Source organism: Oerskovia enterophila, assembly GCF_001692445.1.
Taxonomy (GTDB): Bacteria; Actinomycetota; Actinomycetes; order Actinomycetales; family Cellulomonadaceae; genus Oerskovia; species Oerskovia enterophila.
In genome coordinates, this window is record NZ_MAQA01000004.1 from 70,498 (window position 1) to 87,625 (window position 17,128).

A 17,128-nucleotide genomic window follows, 5' to 3' on the forward strand; every position below is an offset into this window, starting at 1 on the left:
TCCGGGGCGCGCGCCGGCGCTCAGGCCTCGGGGCGCGGCTTGCTCGTGAGCGCGGGGTTCTTCTCCATGCCGGACAGGCCGTTCCACGCGAGGTTCACGAGGTGCGCCGCGACGTCGGTCTTCTTGGGGCTGCGGACGTCGAGCCAGTACTGGCCCGTCAGGGCGACCATGCCCACGAGCATCTGCGCGTAGATGGGGGAGACCCGGGGGTCCAGGCCACGTCGCTTGAACTGGTCCGCGAGCAGGTGCTCGACCTGCGTCGCGACGTCGCCGATGAGGCTCGAGAACGTCCCCGTCGCCTGGGCGACGGGCGAGTCGCGCACGAGGATGCGGAACCCGTCCTCGGACGTCTCGATGTACGTCAGCAGGGCCAGGGCCGTGCGCTCGAGCAGGACCTTGGGGTGCCCACCCGACGAGAGCGCGCCCGTGAGCGCCGAGGTCAGGCCCTGTATCTCGCGGTCGACGATGACCGCGTAGATGCCCTCCTTGCCCCCGAAGTGCTCGTAGACCACGGGCTTGGACACCTCGGCGCGCGCGGCGATCTCCTCGACGCTCGTGCCCTCGAAGCCCTTCTCCGCGAACAGGACGCGGCTCACCTGCAGCAGCTGTTCGCGGCGCTGGCTCGCCGTCATGCGGGATCTGGGAGGTCGTCTGGAGTCTGCAGCCACGGGTCCATCATGCCGTGCCGGTGCTCGCGGGGTCGGGGCGCGCCCTGTGCTGGGACGGGGCGCAGCACGCGCGAGTGATGTGCTCCTCACACGTTCTCCCCACGTCCAGGACCCGTTCGGGCGTGGAGCACGGCGCGGGACCTGGCAGACTGTTCTCCGGACGAGCGATGGCGCGCGCGGTCGGGGGTCGCCCCGCGGGTGTGCGCGTGTGTCTGGTCCGTTCCGCCTTGGTGTAATCGGCAGCACAAGGGTTTTTGGTGCCTTTAGTCCAGGTTCGAGTCCTGGGGGCGGAGCTCGTGCAACCAACCCGATGGGAGCCCCAGTGACCGACGCTGTGCCCGACGCACCGCCAGTGCCAGCCGCAGTCATCGTCCTCGCCGCTGGTGCGGGGACGCGGATGAAGTCCGCAACCCCCAAGGTGCTCCACCCGCTCGCCGGGCGCAGCATGCTCGGCCACGCGATGGTCGCAGCGCGCGACCTGTCGCCGCAGCGGATCGCCGTCGTGGTCCGCCACGAGCGTGACCTCGTGGCCGCCGCCGCGCTCGAGGTCGTCCCGACGGCCCTCGTGGTCGACCAGGACGAGGTACCCGGGACCGGGCGAGCCGTCCAGTGCGCGGTCGAGGCGCTCGACGTGCGTGCGCAGGCCGAGGCAGCCGTCCACGGTGTGCCGATCGGGCACGAGGGCCGTGGCCCGGTCGAGGGGCTCGAGGGGTCGGTCGTGGTCCTCGCGGGCGACATCCCGCTCCTGGACGCCGCGACGCTCTCCGAGCTGCTGGCCGCGCACCACTCGGGCGGCAACGCGGTCACGGTCCTGACGACCGAGGTCGACGACGCCACGGGCTACGGCCGGATCGTGCGCGACGAGCAGGGCGGGGTCCTGAGCATCGTCGAGCACAAGGACGCGACCCCCGAGCAGCGCGCCATCCGCGAGATCAACTCGTCGGTCTACGTGTTCGACGCCGGGATCCTGCGCGGCGCGCTGCGCCAGGTCACGCAGGACAACTCGCAGGGCGAGGTCTACCTGACCGACGTCCTGCAGATCGCCCGCGAGGGCGGCGGACGCATCGGCGCGCTGCGCGTGGCCGACCCGCTGCTCGTCGAGGGCGCCAACGACCGCGCCCAGCTCGCGACGCTGCGCGCCGAGCTCAACCGCCGCATCCTCACGCGCTGGATGCTCGGGGGCGTGACCGTGATCGACCCGGCCACCACCTGGGTCGACGTCGACGTGGACCTGGGCCACGACGTGACGCTGCTGCCGGGCACCCAGCTCCACGGCGCGACCACGATCGGCGCGGGCTCGACGATCGGCCCCGACACGACGCTCACCGACATGGAGATCGGCGCGGGGGCCACCGTGGTCCGCACGCACGGCAGCCTGTCGGTCATCGGTGACGGCGCGAGCGTCGGACCCTTCGCCTACCTGCGCCCCGGCACGGTCCTGGGCGAGAAGGGCAAGATCGGCACGTTCGTCGAGACCAAGAACTCGACGATCGGAACCGGTTCCAAGGTGCCGCACCTGTCCTACGTGGGCGACGCGACGATCGGCGAGCACACCAACATCGGCGCCGCGAGCATCACGGTCAACTACGACGGCGTCTCCAAGCACCGTACGGTCATCGGCTCGCACGCCCGGACCGGCGCGGACAACATGTTCGTCGCCCCGGTCACGGTGGGCGACGGGGCCTACACCGCCGCCGGCTCCGTGATCCGCCGCGACGTGCCGGCCGGCGCGCTCGGCGTGAGCGGTGCACCGCAGCGCAACGTCGACGGCTGGGTCGCCCGCCGTCGTCCCGGCACGGCTGCGGCAGAGGCCGCGGCCCGTGCGCACGAGACCGACGACGAGACGCCCCCGCCGCTGGGTGCCCAGGCCCAGGCTCAGCTCGCCGAGGCCTCCGCGACGCCTCCGGCCCCCCGACCGACCCCCGTGCCCGCCAGCCCGGGTGTCCCCACCGTCCCCGACGGATCCAGCACCACGACCAGCAGCACGAACGAAGGGTCTTCCCCACGATGAGCAGCACGATCGCCGGCACCGGGGACAAGTCCCTCGTCCTCGCCTCCGGGCGCGCGCACCCCGAGCTCGCCAAGGACGTCGCGCGGGAGCTGGGCATCGACCTGCTCCCCACGACCGCGTACGACTTCGCCAACGGCGAGATCTACGTGCGCTTCGGGGAGAGCGTCCGCGGTGCGGACATCTTCCTCCTGCAGAGCCACACCGCGCCGATCAACCAGTGGATCATGGAGCAGCTGCTCATGGTCGACGCGGCCAAGCGCGCCTCGGCCAAGACCATCACGGTCGTCCAGCCCTTCTACGGCTACGGGCGCCAGGACAAGAAGCACCGTGGGCGCGAGCCCATCTCGGCCCGCCTCATGGCGGATCTCTTCCGGACCGCCGGCGCCGACCGCCTCATGAGCGTCGACCTGCACGCCGCACAGACCCAGGGCTTCTTCGACGGCCCGGTGGACCACCTGTGGGCCATGCCGATCCTCACGGACTACGTCCGCACGCGCGTCGACACGACGAACGTCACGGTCGTCTCGCCGGACGCGGGCCGTATCCGCGTGGCCGAGCAGTGGGCCGCGAAGCTCGGTGGGGGCCCGCTCGCGTTCGTCCACAAGACGCGCGACATCACGCGTCCCAACCAGTCCGTGGCCAACCGCGTCGTGGGTGACGTCGAGGGCCGCGACTGCGTCCTGGTCGACGACCTGATCGACACGGGCGGCACCATCGCGGAAGCCGTCAAGGTGTGCCTCGCGGCCGGTGCCAAGTCGGTCATCGTCGCGGCGACGCACGGCGTGCTGTCCGACCCGGCGGCCCAGCGCCTGTCCGAGTGCGGTGCGAGCGAGGTCGTCGTGACCGACACGCTGCCGATCGCCGCGGACAAGCACTTCCCGCAGCTCACGGTGCTCTCGATCGCACCGCTCCTCGCCCGCGCGATCCGCGAGGTCTTCGACGACGGCTCGGTCACGTCGCTGTTCGACGGCAACAGCTGAGCCCGGCTCCGTCCGACGGCCCGACCCCTCGACTCGTTCGAGGGGCCGGGCCGTCGTCGTTCCCGTCCTGAGCCGAGCGGCGGGTACGACGAGGCGGACGGGCGGCTCCGTCGTCGGGCTGGCAGGATGCCTGCTGTGACCCAGACGCAGACCCAGGACCTGTCCGCCGGCGTGACCACCACGGGGCAGGGCGCGGCCACCGCCGTGCCCGACGTCGTCGTGGTCGAGCTCGGCGCCGAGGCGAGCGGCGACGACGTCCAGGTCGCGCTCGACTCCGCCAACGAGGGGGTCCGCGCCGCGCGCGAGGCACTCCTCGCGGGCGGGGTCGCGGACGAGGACCTGCGCACCGCGCAGACGTCCACGTGGACGCAGCAGTCCCAGCAGCCCGACGGCGCCACGAGCCTCAGCGTCACGGCCCGCCTCACGCTGCGGGTCACGGTGCGCGACGTCGCGGCGTCGGGAGAGCTCGTGCGGGCCGCGCTGGGCGCAGCCGGGCCCGTCGCCCGGCTCGACTCGATGCGCTTCGCGGTGAGCGCCCCCGGGCCCCTCGCGGTCGCAGCCCGCGAGGAGGCGTTCGCCGACGCCCGGACCAAGGCCGAGCAGTACGCAGCCCTCGCGGGTCGGAGGCTGGGCGCGGTCGTGGAGGTCAGCGAGCAGGGCGGCGGGTTCGCTCCGGTGCCCCGCATGATGTCGGCCAAGGCCGCGGGCGTCCACGACGCGCTGGCCGTGGACCCCGGGCGCGAGCAGGTCGACGCGAGCGTGACCGTGCGCTGGGCGTGGGCGGACTGAGCGGCTCGTGACATTTCTCAGGGGGTAGAGGGCCACGGGGCCGCTACGTTGTCTGCATGCTCATCATCGAGGACTACCTCCTGCTCGTGCTGGACGACGTCACGGGCAAGCCCGTCGGTGACAGCTCGTACCTCCAGCAGATCGCCGGCGGGGCGCTCCTCGTCGAGCTCGCGCTCCTGGGCCGGGTCGACCTCGCGGGTGACGCCTCGGGCTGGCGCTCGGGGCGCGTCGTGGTCCGTGACCAGGCGCCTACCGGGCGCCTGCTGCTCGACGACGCGCTCACCGTGGTGAAGTCGAGGGAGGGCTCCAAGCCCAAGAGCCTCGTCGAGGCGCTCTCGCGGACCAAGGCGGCCGACGCCGCGCTCGACGACCTGGTCGCGCGCGGCCTGCTGCGCCGCGAGGACGGGCGGATCCTCGGCATCTTCCCGACGACGCGCTGGCCTGCGGCGGACTCGCGTCACGAGGGCGAGCTGCGGGGCACGCTCGCACGCGTCCTGCTCGACGGCGGAGTGCCCGACGAGCGGACAGGGGCGCTCGTCGCGATCCTCGCCGCGACCCGTCAGGCAGGGCGCGTCATGGCGGCCGGTGCACCGCTCACCGCCTCCGAGCGTCGGGCCGTGGACCAGCGGGCCACGGCGCTCGCGGAGGGGAGCTGGGCGGCCGGGGCGACCCGGAAGTACGTCGAGGAGATCACCGCGGCCACGACCGCGGCGATCACGACGACCGTCGTCATCTCGGGGGCGACGGCCTGACCGGCGATCCCGCTCGTGTCGCGACACGAGCGGGTTTCCCTTGACGTCGTGCGCCCAGGTACAGTAGTTCGGTTGCCTCGGCGAGGGACGTCTGACGGCCGGTGAGTCACCGGAAGGTCAGCAGGATCTGAAGGATCCCCGTAATCGACTGGGCGGTCGTCCTCGTGCGCCCGTCATGTGTCCCGCGCCGACGCAGCCGCCCGTCCACCGGTGACCAACCAGCCGGCCGGACAGCCGACTGCTTCCCACTGGTAGTCGGCCCGCAAACGTTCTTCAGGAGCTCACGTGTCCGATATCAAGCTTGTCGCAGAGGCCCGCACCGAGTTCGGCAAGGGTGCCGCCCGCCGTACCCGCCGCAACAACCAGATCCCCGCCGTCCTGTACGGGCACGGCACGGACCCGGTCCACGTCGCGCTCCCCGCGCACCAGACCACGCTCGCCCTCAAGCACTCGAACGCGCTCTTCACGATCGCCTTCGACGGCACCGAGGTCCTGGCCCTGGCCAAGGACGTCCAGCGCGACCCGGTCAAGGACGTCGTCGAGCACATCGACCTCCTCATCGTGAAGAAGGGCGAGAAGGTCGACGTCGACGTTCCCGTCCACGTCATCGGTGAGGCCGCTCCTGGCACCATCCACATCGTCGAGCAGCTCACGCTCTCGATCCAGGCCCTGGCGACCAACCTGCCCGAGGTCATCTCGGTCGACATCACCGGCCTCACCGCCGGCACGGTCGTCTTCGCGGGCGACATCGCGCTGCCCGAGGGCAGCGTCCTCGTGACGGAGCCGACCGCCGACGTCGTGCTCATCACCGAGCCGCGCGTCGAGGCCACGGCCGCCGAGGTCGCCGCCGAGGCAGAGGCCGCTCCGCTCGTCTGATCGACCTGACGGTCCGATCCACCGCTCTGGACCCGGTCCTCGAGCGGCAGGACCCTGACGACCCGAGGCGTCCGGTGCAGCACTGCACCGGACGCCTCGGACGTTCCCCCGACCTCGACCAAGGACACAGGTGACATGACCGACCAGCCGTGGCTCGTCGTCGGGCTGGGGAACCCCGGCCCCACCTACGCGGGCAACCGCCACAACGTCGGGCACATGGTGCTCGACGTCCTGGCCGGCCGCTCCGGCTCGACCTTCAGCGCGCACAAGGCCCGCGCGGCCGTCGCCGAGGCCCGCCTCGGCGTGCTGCCCGGCGGAGCGCCGGGACCGCGCGTCATCCTGGCCAAGCCGTCGACGTACATGAACACCTCGGGCGGCCCCGTCGCGGGCCTCGCCCAGTACTTCGGGATCGACCCCGACCACGTGGTCGTCGTGCACGACGAGGTCGACATCCCGTTCGGCGACGTCAAGCTCAAGTCGGGCGGTGGCGAGGGCGGCCACAACGGCCTGCGGGACATCACCAAGGCGCTCGGGACGCGTGACTACCTGCGCGTGCGGGCGGGCGTCGGGCGCCCCCCGGGTCGCATGGACACGGCCGACTTCGTCCTCAAGAACTTCTCGGGCGCCGAGGCCAAGGAGCTGCCGTTCCTGCTCGACGACGCCGCCGACGCGGTCGAGATGGTCCTGACCGAGGGGCTCCTCGCGGCCCAGGGGAAGTTCCACACCAAGGCGTGAGCGGCTCTCCGTCGGCTCTCGCGCATGGAGCCGCGGCGTTTCACCCGGGTGAGGTGTCCTTGTCGCCCCGTTTCGCCCGGACCTGACACCTAGGCTGGATCGATATCCATTCCTGGGCGGGTCGTCGACGTCCTGCCCCACGACGGAGGCACGATGACCGAGGGTGTGGCACTGGCGCACGACTACGCGACGCAGCGCGGCGGCGCCGAACGGGTGGCGCTCTGGCTCGCCGAGGCGTTCCCGGGCTCACCGATGTACACGACGCTGTACGACCCCGACGGGACCTTCCCGGAGTTCGCGGACCTCGACCTGCGCACCTCGGCTCTCGACCGTGTCGGCCCGTTGCGCCGTCACCACCGGCTCGCCCTGCCGTTCCTCGCCCCCGCCGTCTCGGCGCAGCGCGTCGAGGCCGACGTCCTGCTCGCGAGCTCGACGGGCTGGGCCCACGGCTACCGGGGAGCCGGGCGCACCGTGGTCTACTGCCACGCCCCGGCCCGGTGGCTCTACCAGCGGGACCGCTACCTGGGCGGCCGGGACGGTGCGAGCACGGTCGACCGCCTGCGCGGCGGGGTCGCCTCGACCGCGTTGTCCGCGCTCACCCCCGCCCTGCGGGCCTGGGACCGGCGGGCCGCCGGTCGCGCCGACGTCTACCTCGCCAACTCGACCGTCACGCAGCGCGCGATCCGCGACGCGTACGGCATCGAGGCCGAGATCCTGCCCCCGCCGCCCGCGATGATGCCGGCGGGGCTCGAGCGCGAGGTGCCGGGGCTCGAGCCGGGCTTCCTGCTGTGCGTCGCCCGGCTCCTGCCGTACAAGAACGTCGACGTCCTGATCGAGGCCGCCCGGCTGGCGGGCAGGCAGCTCGTGATCGTCGGCGACGGGCCGGACCGCGCGCGCCTCGAGGGGCTCGCCGCACGGGGGCGAGCGACCACCGGACGCTGGGGCACGCCGTCGGGCACGGGGAGCCCGGGCGGCGCGACGACGCTCCTGGGCCGCGTCGACGACCCCGAGCTGCGGTGGCTCTACCGGCACTGCTCGATGCTCGTCGCGGCCTCGTACGAGGACTACGGGCTCTCGCCGCTCGAGGCGGGGGCGTTCGGGCGCCCCTCGGTCGTGCTGCGGGACGGCGGCTACCTCGACACCGTGGTCGACGGGGTGACCGGGACGTTCTTCGACGCGCCCGAGCCCGCGCTCGTCGCGCAGGCTGTCCAGGAAGCCCTCGGCGTCTCGTGGGATGATGACGCTCTGACGTCGCACGTCGAGACCTTCGCGCTCCCGCGCTTCGTCGCTCGGCTCCGCGAGGTGGTAGACGCGCAACGAGGGTTCGTGCACACGGAGCCCAGCACGCCAGGGGAGAGGAACCCATGACCGTCCGGGAGTTCATCCGTACCGTGTGGGCCGGCAAGTGGTACGTGCTGGCCGCCGTGCTCGTGGTCGTCGCCGGCGCGCTCTACTACCTGAACCAGCAGGAGACGGTCTACAAGGCGACCGCGACAGTGCAGCTCATCGGCGTCCAGTCGGCACAGGGCGGGGAGCAGGTGGTGGAGGTCACGGTCGCGACGGACCTCGACGACGTGACGTCCGACCCGGTGGTCGAGGCCGCGGCCACGTCTCTCGGGTACACGGGCACCCCGGCGTCCCTCGCCGCGATGGTCTCCGCGGACTACCCGGGCGAGAGCCAGAAGCTCATCGCCATCAACGCCAAGACCCTCGACCCGCAGGAGTCCGAGGACGTGGCGAACGCGTTCGCCGAGGCGTACGTGGCTCAGCTCGTGATCCTCCGCGACGACCAGGTGGCGACGCTCGACGCTCGACGACAGGCACTGGCCGAACAGCTCGCCGGCGTGACCGCGCGGCTCGTCGCCAACCCCGAGGATCCCCTCGCCCTGGCCGAGAAGGAGACGATCGTCACCGACTACACGACCCTGACGGTGCAGGCGAACACGTTGCGCGCGATCGGTGTCCCGGCGGAGGTGCAGACCCCCGCGACCGGGGCGGAAGCGCAAGGTCCCGGGCCGAGCACCGTCTTGGCGCTGGCAGTGCTCGCAGGGCTCGTCGCGGGCATCGGGCTGGCGTTCGCGCGCCGTGGGCTCGACGTACGGGTGCGTGGGGCGGCCGATGCGGCACGCCTGGCGCAGAGCCCGGTGCTGGCCGAGCTGTATGGGGTCCGGACGTCCGACCGCGAGTACGGCCACTCACACACGCTCCCGGTCTCACGGAAGGTCGCGACGCCCTTCACCGAGTCGATCCGTGAGCTGAGGACTGCCGTGCAGGTCTCGCTCGCCGAGGCGGACAAGGTCGTGGTCGTCGTCACCGCGGCGGACCCGCACGCCCCCCGCACCTTCATCGCGGCGAACCTCGCGGCCTCGTTCGCGCTGAGCGGTCGGCGGACGATCGCGGTGTCGGGTGACCTGCGCAGGCCAGAGCTGGACCGTGTGCTGCCCCCTCCGGACGGCTGGTCCGGTGACCCGCACACCCTGCGGCCGACCACGGTTCCCAACCTGGGCGTGTTCCCCGTCCCCGAGGAGGAGATGGACCCGGCGGACTTCCTCGCGACGACCCGCGCGGGAAAGCTCATCGCAGACCTGAGCGACAACGCCGAGGTGGTCGTGATCGACGCGCCTCCCGTGCTCGCCGCGGCCGACGCGACGATCCTCGGTCGGTACGCCTCGGGAGTGGTCCTCATCGCCTCGGCAGGCAAGACGGACCGCGCGGTGCTCGCCGAGGCGTCCGAGCGGCTGCGGATCAACAACGTCCCGCTCGTCGGGATCGCGCTCGCGGGCGTCAAGAGCGACCGACGCATGCTCTACGCGTCGACGTACGGCGACCCCGACGGCGACGGTACGCGACGCAGCGACCTGCCCACGGGAGGGCAGACGACCCCGTCGGCAGAGGCTCCTGCGCTCACGGCAGAACGCCCTGACACAGGGGCTCCGGGAGAGCCGCCTGGTCCGCAGATCGACGAGCCGCGGCGAGCGGCCAGGGAACGTGCGGCCGCTGTCGTCACGGGCACGTCGTCCCTCGGCGCGACCGCGCCTCGGGGTGCGGCGGGCCACGAGCAGGACGCACCCTCAGGGCAGGACGAGGAAGCGGCGCCGGCCTCGCCGGCCTCGCAGGCCTCGCAGACCTCGCCGGGCGAGTCGGCGCAGCAGACGCCTCCGGCCCGGCCGACGCAGACCCCTGCCGTTCCGGCCGGCCCGGGGCAGCTTCCCCGCCGTGACGGGGTCGAGGGCCGGTCCGCACCGCTGCTCGCGCCCGAGTGGGGCAAGATCTCGCAGTCGACCGGTTCGCAGGCCACGTCGGCTCCGAAGAACGGCGCGGGTGGGCCGGACACCGACGCGTCGCCGTCGGCCGAGCGTCCGGCTCGGAAGCTGCCGTTCCGCTGGTGACGACGCCTGGCGCCGATCGACCGACGCGCGTCCTGGTCCTCGATCACACGGGCGAGCTCGGCGGGGCCGAGCTCGCACTCGTCCGGCTCTGCCACGCTCTTGGGCCCGAGGTCGACGTCCGCGTCCTGCTCTTCTCCGACGGGCCGCTGGTCGAGCGGCTGCGCGCCGCCGGTGTGGCGACCGAGGTGCTCGCGCTCGACCGGCGGACGGCGACGACGAGCAGGGAGTCGGTGGGGCGGGCGAGCCTCTCACAGCTCGTCTCGCTGCTCCGGCTCGTCCCGTTCAGCTGGGCCCTCGCTCGACGCGTCCAAGGCCTTCGGCCCGACGTGGTCCACACGACGTCTCTCAAGGCGGACCTGCTGGGCGTCGTGCCCGCCAGGTGGGCGAGGTCTGCGCTGGTCTGGCACGTGCACGACAGGATCGCCGACGACTACCTGCCGTCGCGGGTCGCGCGCGTCTTCCGGTGGGCTGCAGCGAGGTTCCCCGACGCCGTGATCGTGAACTCCGAGGCCACGGCGTCGACGCTCCCGGTCGGGACGACCGTGGCCTACCCGGGGTTCGGGGCCGGGCAGGACCTCGCCGGTCCACGTCCCCCGCTCCCTGCCGGGCGCAGCGGGCCCGTCGTGGGAATGATCGGACGCATCAGCCGGACCAAGGGGCAGCTGGAGCTGGTAAGGGCCGCGCGGACCGTGCTGGACCGGCATCCGGCCGCCGTCTTCCGTGTCGTCGGCGAGCCCAGCTTCGGTGCCGAGGAGTACGCCGACCAGGTCCGCGCCGAGGCGGAGCGGCTCGGTGTCGCGGACCACGTCACATGGGTCGGCTTCGTCGCGGACCCGTCGACCGAGCTCGACGGCTTCGACGTGTGCGTGCACGCCTCGCCCGTCCCGGAGCCGTTCGGGCAGGTCGTGGTCGAGGCGATGATCCGCGAGGTCCCCGTGGTGGCCGCGCGGGCAGGCGGCGTCGTGGAGATCCTCGCCGGTCCGCCGGGCGAGCCGGCGCTCGGGCTCCTCGTCGAGCCGGGCGACGAGGAGTCGCTGGCACAAGGAATCCTCGCGGTCCTGGATGCTCCGGGGGAGGCGCGCGACCGGGCGGTACGTGCAGCGGTCGTCGCGCGGCGCCGGTACTCGGCGGCACGGACCGCGGAGGTCGTCAGCGGGGTCTGGCTGAGAGCCGCCGGGCGCGCTCGATGACCGCACGCATCGCCTGACCCTGCGCCTCCCAGGTCGGGATGTCGTCGTCCTGGTGGACGTCCGTCGTGGCGGTCGCCGTGAGGGCTGCGAGGACTGCTCCGGGATAGGCCTCGGGTTCGGCGACCGTGACGCGTGGGTCCAGCGCGTCGCGGAACCCGGCGACGGGGGTCGCCAGCACGGGGCGTCCGACCGCGCGGTACTCGTACAGCTTGAGCGGGTCGAGGCTGTCCGTGAAGTCGTCGACGATGTGCGGGACGAGCAGCACGGTTGCGTGCTGGAGGTAGGCCGGCACGTCCGTCCACGGCCGGGCCCCGAGAATCCGGACTCCGGCCGCCGCCAGGGCCTCGTACTCCTGGCCCGTGAGGTCGAGGACCGGACCGACCACGACCACGCTCCCGGCGCTGCGGGTCGCGAGCGCCGTCCGGCGGACGAGGTCGAGGTCGAAGCGGTCGCGGTGGACGGTCCCGAGGTAGAGCGCGACGGGTCCCTGGGGCAGGTCCTGGGGGCGTCGCTGGGGTCGCCGGTATCGCTCGACGTCGACGCCGTTCGTGATGAGGGTGACGTCTCGCTCGGTGCCCTTGGTCGCGGCCAGGTGGGGTGAGCAGACCGTCACCTCGTCGCACGCGGTGAGCAGCAGGGTCTCGTCCGCGAGCAGTCGGCGGCGGATCTCGGGTGCCCGGTCGGCCGCCAACCAGTCGTCGGTCACGTCGTACAGCGAAGGCCAGTCGGTCTCCTGGACGAGCGTCGCGGCCGCGGGATCGTTGACCCACAGGACGGGATGCCCGAGGCCGACCTTCCGCGCCGCACGGCGGACGAGTCCGGCGAGCCGGGAGTCGACCCGCGGGTCGATCCGGCGGGGAAGGATCTTGGTCGGCTGGTAGAGCCAGAGCTGGTCCGGGCCGACGCCCTCGAGGGGGTCCGCGCGTCGCAGTCCCTTCCCGGGACGCGGGCGGAACCCCCGCCGCACCTCGTGGAGCGGGTCTGCTGCTGGCTCGACGAAGAGGACCCTCAGACGCGGGTCGCCGCGCAGCAGCTCGGTCACGAGGTACTGGTTGCGGCGCCACACGATGTCCCAGCTCTCGAGCGAGATCACGACGAGCTCGTGGACCGTGCGGTCTGCCGCGCTGGTCATGTCGGGTCGCTCCTGGGGGTCGGACGTCATGGTCGGGGGGCCTGGAGCACGGTGCGGTAGACGGCAGTGGTGCCCTCGACCTGCGCGAGCGGGGTGAAGCGGGACCGTTGCACCGCGCGGGCGGCCGTGCCGTACGCGTCGCGCCGCGCTGTGGATGCCGCGAGCACCGACAGGCTCTCGCCTGCGCGCACCACGTCGGTGGGTGGGTAGAGCGCGAGGGGGTCGAGCCCTGCGAGGGTCTCCAGGTGGCCGCCGGCTCCGGCGGCCACGACGGGCAGGCCGTTCGACATCGCCTCGAGGACGCTGAGCCCGAGTCCCTCGACGGGGCACGGTGCGAGCAGGACGGCGGCGCTGCGCATGAGCTCGTCGACGTCCGACCGGGGTCCGAGGAGCTGGACGTGCCCACCGAGCCCCTCGTGCGCGACGAGCTCCTCGAGCGCGGGCCGCTGTGACCCGTCGCCCGCCACGAGGAGCCGCCACCCCCGCTCGTGCAGTCCGGACGCCGAGAAGGCGAGGACTCCGAGGTCGGTGCGCTTCTCGGGCTCGAGGCGCTGGACGAGCAGGACGGACCTCTCCCTGTCGGCCGCGCTCGGCCCGTCAGGACGGTCGTCGATGCCGGGGTGGACGACGACGCTGTCGCCGTCGACGTGGTCGGCGACGTACTGGCTGATGGAGATCTGCGCACGGACGGGCGCGCGGGCGACCAGGGCGGTGAGCCCGGCGGCAGGTCCGCTGCCGCGGGTCCGGGCGAAGTGCCGGGTCGAGACGACCGGCGGCAGGCCCCGGGAGGTGACGGACCCCAGGGCCGCGGCGATCTCGGCCGAGGTCATGTGGACGTGCACGACGTCCGCGCCGCGCGAGGCTGCTCGGAGCGTCCGGACGACCTGGCGCAGGGACCCGGCGGGCAGGACCCGCACCGACGCGTCGTCGATGGTCTCGACCATCCGTGCACGGTGACCGCCGATGACCACGACCTGGTCACCGTGGGCAGACTGGGCCCGTGCCAGCCGTGCGACGTGCCGCTCGACACCTGCGAAGGCGTCGGACTGCACGACATGGAGAACTCTCACGAGGACGGTTCCTTCGGGTCGGGGGTGCTGAGCGCCATGCTCCTCGCCGTGCCGGCGGCGTCGATCATCTCCTCGACGGAACGCAGGTCGTCGACCGGGAGCGCGGCTCCGGTCTCGACGCGCGCTGCCCGTCGGGACTCTGCGTAGGCGTCTGCCCCTACGCAGACACCGACGATGAGGAACGGCACCGACACCTGGACCGAGACCCAGAAGAGGTCGAACTGCCCTTGGATGAAGCGCATGAGGAGGACCGAGAACGCGAGCGTCCCGAAGCGGGGGTTCATGCGCCACAGCACGACGAGCGACCCGAAGAACAGGACGAGGAACGCGACGACCCCGACGATCCCGGCCGACGTGAGGACCTCGAGCTCGGCGTTCGGGGGCTGGAAGGTGTACTCCGTCCGGTTCGCGACCCACCAGCGCAGCCCGACACCCACCCAGGGGCTGCGCTCCCACACGTCGATCGCCTGCTCGTACCAGGTCAGCCGCTGGTAGGCGGAGTTGAACTGGTCCTTGGACGCGAGCTGTTCCTGGACCGCGGTCCACACGAAGTAGACCGCGGGGATCGCGGCGAGCAGGATGAGCTTGGAGCGCTTGCGGTCGGGGTCGGAGCGCAGCGTGATGAGGACGACGCCGATCGCCAGGCCGATCAGGGCCTGGCGTGACTGCGAGGCCAGGACCCCGAGCCCGCACAGCCAGAACGCCGGGAAGGTGAACATCTTGGGCCATCCGACCCACCACGGGCGGGCATAGGCCAGGAGCGCAGCGCTCCCGAGCACGCAGCCGATGAAGTTCTTGTGCATCGCGAACGGGATCTCGAGGTACACGGGGCCCGTGTTGCCGGCCGCGAGCTGCTGGAGAGCGGTGACGCACGTCAGTGCCGCGATCACGAGGCAGGGGATCATGAACAGCGTCAGCCCGAGCCGGGCGCGCCCCGCCCGGCCGACCGCCCATCCGACCAGGAGCGCGCCGCCGACCGAGAGCCAGGCGTGGAACCACTCGACGGTGTTCGCGGTGTACGGGTTGGCGATGACCGTGAAGAGCGTCGCCACCTGGTAGAGCGCGGAGAGCCACAGGAGCGAGCGCATGGGGCGTGAGAGCGGTCGCTGGGCGAAGAAGAGGGCGAACCAGAAGGCGCCGAAGAGAGCGAAGTCGCTGAGGGAGAGGTTGACCGCGTCACCGCCGACGCGTTCGACGACCACCATGGCGGGCATGGCGAGGATCGGGAGGGCGGCGGGCTCGTAGATCGTCATCCCGACCACGAGCACGAGCGCGGCGACCGCGACGGCGATCGCGCTGTAGCCCGGCACGAGGAAGCCCACCCCGACCAGCACGGCGGCGACGGCGACCGACCCGGCGGCCCAGGCGGCGGAGCGACGGATCACGACGACAGCTCCGGCGAGGGGCGGGCTCGCACCACCGCGGCCTCCGCACGCAGCGGACCGCGGAGGTACAGCGAGACCCGACGACGTGCAGCGGCGCGTCCCTCGCCCCGCAGGGCGACGCCCCGGGCGACCGATCCTGCGAGCACTCCCGTGCGCGCGAGCTGCCATCCCACCGCGCCGAAGTGCTTGCGCAGATATCTCTCCTGGGACGCGTGGAAGTGCGTCTCACGGCGCGTGGGGTCGCTGCTCGTGGCCCCGCCGAGGTGCAGCGCCTGCACCTCGGGGACGGCCACGTGCCGCCGCCCCAGGAGGGTCGCACGGTAGGCCCAGTCGGTCTCCTCGGCGTAGAGGAAGAAGCTCTCGTCGAAGAGCCCGACCTCTTCGAGCGCGTCGGCCCGCAGCAGCAGCACGGACCCGATGACGAAGGACCGGTCGGCGGGAGCGCGGCGCAGCGAACCGAGGCCCACCGCCTCGACCCAGGTCCCGGTCGGCGACGGGTAGGGCCACACGACGCGCGCGCTCTCGCCGTCCCCGTCGACCTGGGCCGGCCCGACGCTCGCGAGGTCCGGAGCCTCGTGGAGCCGGGCCTGGAGCGTCAGCACGTCCTCGGGGGTCACGACGGCGTCGGGGTTGAGCAGCAGGACGTCGGCCCCGGGGACCTGGCGGTGCCGGATCCCGTGGTTGACCCCGGCGGCGAAGCCGCCGTTGCGCCCGGGGTCGAGGTAGCGCGCGCCGGCGAGCTCGGCGACCTCCTGGATCGTCGGCAGCGACGAGTTGTCGACGACCGTGAGCGAGAGCTTCCCCACGAGCGGGGCCAGCGCGTCGCGGACCAGGTCGGGGGAGCCGTAGGCGACCAGGACCACCTCGGGAGCGGGCCGCTCCGTGCTGCCCGACGGCGCCGGGCCGCCCTGGGCGTCAGCGTCACGTCGCGTGGTGCCGACGGGAGGGGACGAGCGCGCCGTGGCCTCCTCGTAGATCGCCCGGTAGCGGCGGGCGACCTCGGGCCACGCGCACGTGGCCGCGCGGGCCGCGCCTCGACGTCGGAGGGAGTCGGCCAGGCCCGGCTCGTCGGCGACGCGCACGAGGGCGTCGTGCAGGGCGACGGGGTCGCCGGGAGGGACCAGGAGACCGGCGCCGCCGACCACGTCGGGCAGTGCGCCCGAGTCGCTCGCGACGACCGGGACGCCGCAGGCCATGGCCTCGACGGCGACCCGGCCGAACTGCTCGATCCACCCGGGGGTGTCGAGCGAGGGCACGGCCAGGACGTCGAGGGCGCGGTAGAACGAGACCAGGTCGTCGCCGGTGAGCGGGCCGACGAACCGCACCCGGTCACCGAGCGGCCGAGCCCGCTCGCGCAGTGCCGGGGCCGAGGGGCCGTCGCCGGCGAGCGTCAGGTGCAGCCGCTCGTCGCCCTCGACCGCCGTGAGGAGCACGTCGACGCCCTTGTGCGGGGCCAGGCGGCCCGCGTAGCCCACCCGCACGAGACCCGCCGGGGAATCCCCCGGGGCATGGGGGCCTGCCGAGTCGCGGCCCGGGTGACGGGGAGCGGGGACGGACGCGACGCCGTCGGACGGGGTGGCGGGAGAGGGGGCAGGCGAGAACACCGAGAGGTCCACGCCCAGCGGGACGACCTCCACGGCCCCCCGCGCGCCCTTGGCGCGCACGATGCGTGCGGCGGCCTCGTTGCAGACTGAGACGGCCGCGGCGCCGCGCAGTGCGGCGCGCTCGAAGGCCCGGAAGGGCCAGGGGTAGCGCTTCGAGATGTTCTGCGCCGAGTACAGGACGTAGGGCGGCGCGGGGCGCCGGGACCGGCCGGGCAGGTGTGCGCGGAGCCAGCGCAGGGCGAGGATCTCGGCCGTCGCCAGGGCGAACGGCTCCTCGTGGACGTCCAGCACGTCCCAGGACTCGCCCAGCGCACGCCAGAGGGGGCCGGGGGCGTACACGAAGAGCGCGGGGTGGGTGCCCACGGTGCGGACGCCCCGGACGGGCTCGCCCGGTCGGGGACGCAGCGGGACCGTGGTCCCGGCCTCGTCCCACGAACGCGCGGACACGAGGTGCACGTCGAGACCCAGCGCGCGCAGAGCCCGCTCGCGCTCGCGCCACGCGTCGACGACTGCGCTGTGCGAGACGCGGAGGATCCTCATGTGGGAG

General features: G+C 73.0%; 14 protein-coding genes and 1 tRNA gene. 10 read left to right on the forward strand and 5 right to left on the reverse strand.

From position 1 onward, the window contains the following. Positions 1-20: 20 nt before the first annotated feature. Positions 21-632, reverse strand: a complete 612-nt coding sequence (locus OERS_RS02855; RefSeq protein ID WP_056645605.1) for a TetR/AcrR family transcriptional regulator — start codon at positions 630-632, stop codon at positions 21-23. A 257-nt stretch (positions 633-889) separates the two neighbouring features. Between OERS_RS02855 and OERS_RS02860 the strand changes: the two genes are divergently transcribed. The 10 genes from OERS_RS02860 to OERS_RS02905 all read left to right on the forward strand — a co-directional run bounded on the left by OERS_RS02860 (position 890) and on the right by OERS_RS02905 (position 11,390). Continuing rightward, positions 890-961, forward strand: a tRNA-Gln gene (locus OERS_RS02860). Positions 962-978: 17 nt separating this feature from the next. Continuing rightward, positions 979-2,679, forward strand: a complete 1,701-nt coding sequence (glmU, locus tag OERS_RS02865; RefSeq protein WP_068624285.1) for a bifunctional UDP-N-acetylglucosamine diphosphorylase/glucosamine-1-phosphate N-acetyltransferase GlmU — start codon at positions 979-981, stop codon at positions 2,677-2,679. Continuing rightward, complete coding sequence (locus tag OERS_RS02870; protein ID WP_056645611.1) at positions 2,676-3,659, forward strand: ribose-phosphate diphosphokinase; 984 nt, start codon at positions 2,676-2,678, stop codon at positions 3,657-3,659. Before glmU ends, OERS_RS02870 begins: the two co-directional genes overlap by 4 nt. A 135-nt stretch (positions 3,660-3,794) precedes the next feature. Further along, positions 3,795-4,448, forward strand: a complete 654-nt coding sequence (locus tag OERS_RS02875; protein WP_231907675.1) for an SIMPL domain-containing protein — start codon at positions 3,795-3,797, stop codon at positions 4,446-4,448. A 56-nt stretch (positions 4,449-4,504) separates the two neighbouring features. Beyond that, positions 4,505-5,200, forward strand: a complete 696-nt coding sequence (locus tag OERS_RS02880; protein ID WP_068624289.1) for a GOLPH3/VPS74 family protein — start codon at positions 4,505-4,507, stop codon at positions 5,198-5,200. 285 nt (positions 5,201-5,485) lie between these two features. Next, positions 5,486-6,076: a 50S ribosomal protein L25/general stress protein Ctc gene (locus OERS_RS02885; RefSeq protein ID WP_056645624.1), complete on the forward strand. Its 591-nt coding sequence runs from the start codon at positions 5,486-5,488 to the stop codon at positions 6,074-6,076. 135 nt (positions 6,077-6,211) lie between these two features. Next, entirely contained in the window at positions 6,212-6,811 is a 600-nt protein-coding gene (gene pth / locus OERS_RS02890) for an aminoacyl-tRNA hydrolase (RefSeq protein WP_056645627.1), read from the forward strand. A gap of 153 nt (positions 6,812-6,964) precedes the next feature. Continuing rightward, a complete protein-coding gene (locus OERS_RS02895) occupies positions 6,965-8,179 on the forward strand; it encodes a glycosyltransferase (RefSeq protein ID WP_068624291.1) in 1,215 nt (404 codons plus the stop codon). Then, positions 8,176-10,200, forward strand: a complete 2,025-nt coding sequence (locus tag OERS_RS02900) for a Wzz/FepE/Etk N-terminal domain-containing protein (protein ID WP_068624293.1) — start codon at positions 8,176-8,178, stop codon at positions 10,198-10,200. Before OERS_RS02895 ends, OERS_RS02900 begins: the two co-directional genes overlap by 4 nt. After that, positions 10,197-11,390, forward strand: coding sequence for a glycosyltransferase (locus OERS_RS02905; RefSeq protein WP_068624295.1), 1,194 nt, complete (start codon positions 10,197-10,199; stop codon positions 11,388-11,390). The genes OERS_RS02900 and OERS_RS02905 overlap by 4 nt, the downstream gene beginning before the upstream one ends. Here the strand turns inward: OERS_RS02905 and OERS_RS02910 are convergent. From OERS_RS02910 to OERS_RS02925, 4 genes are read right to left on the reverse strand one after another with little or no spacing between them, the layout of a single operon-like run. After that, positions 11,350-12,522, reverse strand: a complete 1,173-nt coding sequence (locus tag OERS_RS02910) for a glycosyltransferase (protein WP_068707778.1) — start codon at positions 12,520-12,522, stop codon at positions 11,350-11,352. The two genes, OERS_RS02905 and OERS_RS02910, sit on opposite strands and share 41 nt — an antisense overlap. Positions 12,523-12,548: 26 nt before the next feature. After that, positions 12,549-13,592 carry a glycosyltransferase family 4 protein gene (locus OERS_RS20965; protein WP_082848822.1) on the reverse strand — a complete coding sequence of 348 codons (1,044 nt, stop codon included), beginning with the start codon at positions 13,590-13,592 and terminating at the stop codon, positions 12,549-12,551. Beyond that, positions 13,589-14,977, reverse strand: a complete 1,389-nt coding sequence (locus OERS_RS02920) for an O-antigen ligase family protein (protein ID WP_068624301.1) — start codon at positions 14,975-14,977, stop codon at positions 13,589-13,591. Before OERS_RS02920 ends, OERS_RS20965 begins: the two co-directional genes overlap by 4 nt. Then, entirely contained in the window at positions 14,974-17,121 is a 2,148-nt protein-coding gene (locus OERS_RS02925) for a glycosyltransferase (RefSeq protein WP_068624303.1), read from the reverse strand. Before OERS_RS02925 ends, OERS_RS02920 begins: the two co-directional genes overlap by 4 nt. Between the last annotated feature and the right edge of the window lie 7 nt (positions 17,122-17,128).